7 protein-coding genes are annotated in these 2,982 nt (G+C 26.0%); all 7 read right to left on the reverse strand.

Features of this window, described 5'->3' with window-relative positions; translation table 11 throughout:
* Positions 1-329 precede the first annotated feature (329 nt).
* A complete protein-coding gene (locus tag ACQY1Q_RS17225) occupies positions 330-689 on the reverse strand; it encodes a hypothetical protein (protein WP_431006567.1) in 360 nt (119 codons plus the stop codon).
* A gap of 51 nt (positions 690-740) precedes the next feature.
* Entirely contained in the window at positions 741-1,145 is a 405-nt protein-coding gene (locus ACQY1Q_RS17230; RefSeq protein WP_431006568.1) for a hypothetical protein, read from the reverse strand.
* A gap of 183 nt (positions 1,146-1,328) precedes the next feature.
* Positions 1,329-1,712: a hypothetical protein gene (locus ACQY1Q_RS17235; RefSeq protein ID WP_431006569.1), complete on the reverse strand. Its 384-nt coding sequence runs from the start codon at positions 1,710-1,712 to the stop codon at positions 1,329-1,331.
* Between the two features lie 7 nt (positions 1,713-1,719).
* Positions 1,720-2,220 carry a hypothetical protein gene (locus tag ACQY1Q_RS17240; protein WP_431006570.1) on the reverse strand — a complete coding sequence of 167 codons (501 nt, stop codon included), beginning with the start codon at positions 2,218-2,220 and terminating at the stop codon, positions 1,720-1,722.
* Positions 2,192-2,323, reverse strand: a complete 132-nt coding sequence (locus tag ACQY1Q_RS17245; RefSeq protein ID WP_431006571.1) for a hypothetical protein — start codon at positions 2,321-2,323, stop codon at positions 2,192-2,194. The genes ACQY1Q_RS17240 and ACQY1Q_RS17245 overlap by 29 nt, the downstream gene beginning before the upstream one ends.
* Before the next feature lie 98 nt (positions 2,324-2,421).
* A complete protein-coding gene (locus ACQY1Q_RS17250) occupies positions 2,422-2,823 on the reverse strand; it encodes a hypothetical protein (RefSeq protein ID WP_431006572.1) in 402 nt (133 codons plus the stop codon).
* Positions 2,777-2,908: a hypothetical protein gene (locus ACQY1Q_RS17255; protein ID WP_431006573.1), complete on the reverse strand. Its 132-nt coding sequence runs from the start codon at positions 2,906-2,908 to the stop codon at positions 2,777-2,779. The genes ACQY1Q_RS17250 and ACQY1Q_RS17255 overlap by 47 nt, the downstream gene beginning before the upstream one ends.
* Between the last annotated feature and the right edge of the window lie 74 nt (positions 2,909-2,982).

Consider the following 2,982-nt stretch of genomic DNA (forward strand, 5'->3'; position numbering starts at 1 on the left):
GGTAAAATTGTATATGCCGGAGAGTATTTTACCTTACAAGTTGGAGGTAGTAGCACTGGAAGTGATACGGCTGAAGAGGTAACGGCAAGTAATATAAAAAACTTACGTACCATTTTTAGACCCGGTAAAATGATTAAAGATGCCTTAAAATTGGCTACTATTCAAAAGAAATCTTAACTAAAATAACCCCAATTTTTTAATTGGGGCTATTTTTTACCTAATAAAGAAACCCTATTATGTTTTTATATTTCTTAGCATAATAGGTTTTTTGGTTATCGGGTTATTTTAGTTGTAAATTTAATAAGTAGTACTCTTGTAATTTTAAATTTTTAATCACTTATAGGCGTAGGGTCATCTTTTAAATAAGCATTAATAATTATTGAATCATTTTCCTTTACAACTAAATCTTTTACTTTTATAGGTATTTTACCTATAAAATCTATTTCGATATTATGTATTCCTTTCTTAGGACGAAAGAAATTAGTATTACCAAAATATAGATTATTAATAGTAATAAGAGGATTTCTTATAGTATCGTAAGGAAACCCTTTATCAAATGTATTTATAGTTATTGACCTACGTGAAGATTTAAACTTTTTTATAGAATAATCACTTCTTTCTATTACTTTTTTACTTGAATAACACCCTATAGTTAACAGGCAGATGAATAAATAAATAAATCTATTCACACTTAGTACTTTTTGCATCGTTTTTATTATGAATATTATATTTTTTCTATGTTAATATGTTGGTCCTTTATAATCTCTTAAATGAGCTTTAATAATTATTGAATCACCTTCTTCAACTTTTAACTTTTCGATCTTTAAACCTACTTTATTAAAAAAATCAACAGAAATATCGAATTTACCTGCTTTAACATTAAATACTTTTTTCTCACTGAAAATGAGGTTGTTTATTTGTATTGATGCAGGTATAGTATTTTGAAAAATTTCTTTATCGTAGGTCTTTATTGTAACCCAAGAGTCTAATGAGTTTAATGATTTAAACTTCTCTAAAGAGTATTCACTTTTTTGTTGCTGTGGTATTTTATTTATTCCACAGTTTACAAATATTAAAGATATTAATAAGCAAATAAGCTTATTTACACTTGGTACTTTTCGCATCGCTTTTAGCATATCTTTCATTATTAATAATTTTTTGAATTTCATCTTTTTTATCTTGGTCAAAGGCTTTATAGGTATCTGAAGACTCTAAGCCTCCCCATGACATGGCTTTATAATAATCTAGAGGTTGTCTATGATTATCATAGGCAGATAAAGAATGAATTTATAAATAAAGCAGTAGGTTACCCTACCGCTTTTAAATTTTTAATCACTTATAGGTGTTGGGTCTTCTCTCAAATAAACATTAATAATAATTGAGTCACCTTTATTTACTTTTAAGTCATTTATTTTTAAACCAATAGTACCTACAAAATCAATACTAATATTATGCTTACCTTCTCCAGCATCAAAGATTGTTTTCTCAGTAAAATATAAATTATTAATTTTTATAAGTGCAGGTATGTTTTCCTGAAGCTCTTTAGAATAAGTTTTTATGTTTATCCAAGAATGATAAGGGCTAAAAGTCTTAAACTTTTTTATTTTGTATTCACTCTCTTTTTCAAAAACTTTTCTTTGAGCTACACATCCTATTATTAATAAACTAATAAATAAATAGATAAATTTACGGACACTTAGTACTTTTTGCATTTTTTATTTATTCTATCCAAATTAAACTTGAGCAAATAATTTCCCATTTTGTCTCTTTCTTTTGAAGAAGCATAAAACTACCACCGTCCCTTTGAGTATTATAATACAATGCCATAGTATTATTTCTAAATAGAATAGGGATAGAAATATGTGAAGTTTTAATATCTTTCTTTTTTCTGGTTATTTTCTCTTTTATATTTAAAGGGAGTTTATATAGATTTATGACTTCTAGTTTTTGCTTTTTTAAAAATGATATTTCATTTGGTTTTATAGACTCATTTTCACAAAATTGAAATTCCATAGCACTAGTAATATAATCTTCTAGAGGTTTGTTTAAATCACTAATAATAGTTTTATAATAAACATTATAATCTGATGAGTATAAGATTTCATTTAAAATATCAGTTTGGTCTTTGCTAATTATTAATTTATTTGAAGAACATGATATTGTCATCAAACAAATAGATAGATAAATAAATTTACGGGCACTTGGTACTTTTTGCATCATTTTTAGCATAACGTTCATTATTAATAATTTTTTGAATTTCATCTTTTTTATCTTGGTCTAAAGCTTTATAGGTATCTGAAGACTCTAAACCTCCCCACGCCATGGCTTTATAATAATCCAGAGGTTGCCTATGGTTATTATAGGCTGATAAAGAATGAATTTATAAATAAAGCAGTAGGGAAACCTACTGTTTTTATATTTTTAATCACTTATAGGTGTTGGATCATCTTTTAAATAGGCATTAATAACTATAGAATCTCCTTTTTTTACAACCAAGTTTTTAATATTTATAGGTATTTTACCAAAGTGAGAAATTTGTATATTATAGTTAGAATCTTCTACATTAAATGTTTTGATTCCTTCATTAAGAAAATATAATTTATTAATTTTTATAATTGGAATAAGAGTGCCATACGAAATTTCATTATCATATGCATTTATTGTTATCCAATTATCAGATGACTTAAACTTTTTTATTGAATAGTTATTTTGTGTAACTTTGATCCTATTAGTATAACATCCTGTTATGAACAAATAAATAAATAAGTAAATAAAACTATGGACATTTAGTACTTTTCGCATCGCTTTTAGCATATCTTTCATTATTAATAATTTTTTGAATTTCATCTTTTTTATCTTGGTCAAAGGCTTTATAGGTATCTGAAGACTCTAAGCCTCCCCACGCCATGGCTTTATAATAATCCAGAGGTTGCCTATGGTTATTATAGGCTGATAAAGAATGAATTTATAAATAAAGCAGTA

This window comes from Tenacibaculum sp. TC6, assembly GCF_050606265.1.
In the GTDB taxonomy this organism is placed as follows: Bacteria; Bacteroidota; Bacteroidia; order Flavobacteriales; family Flavobacteriaceae; genus Polaribacter.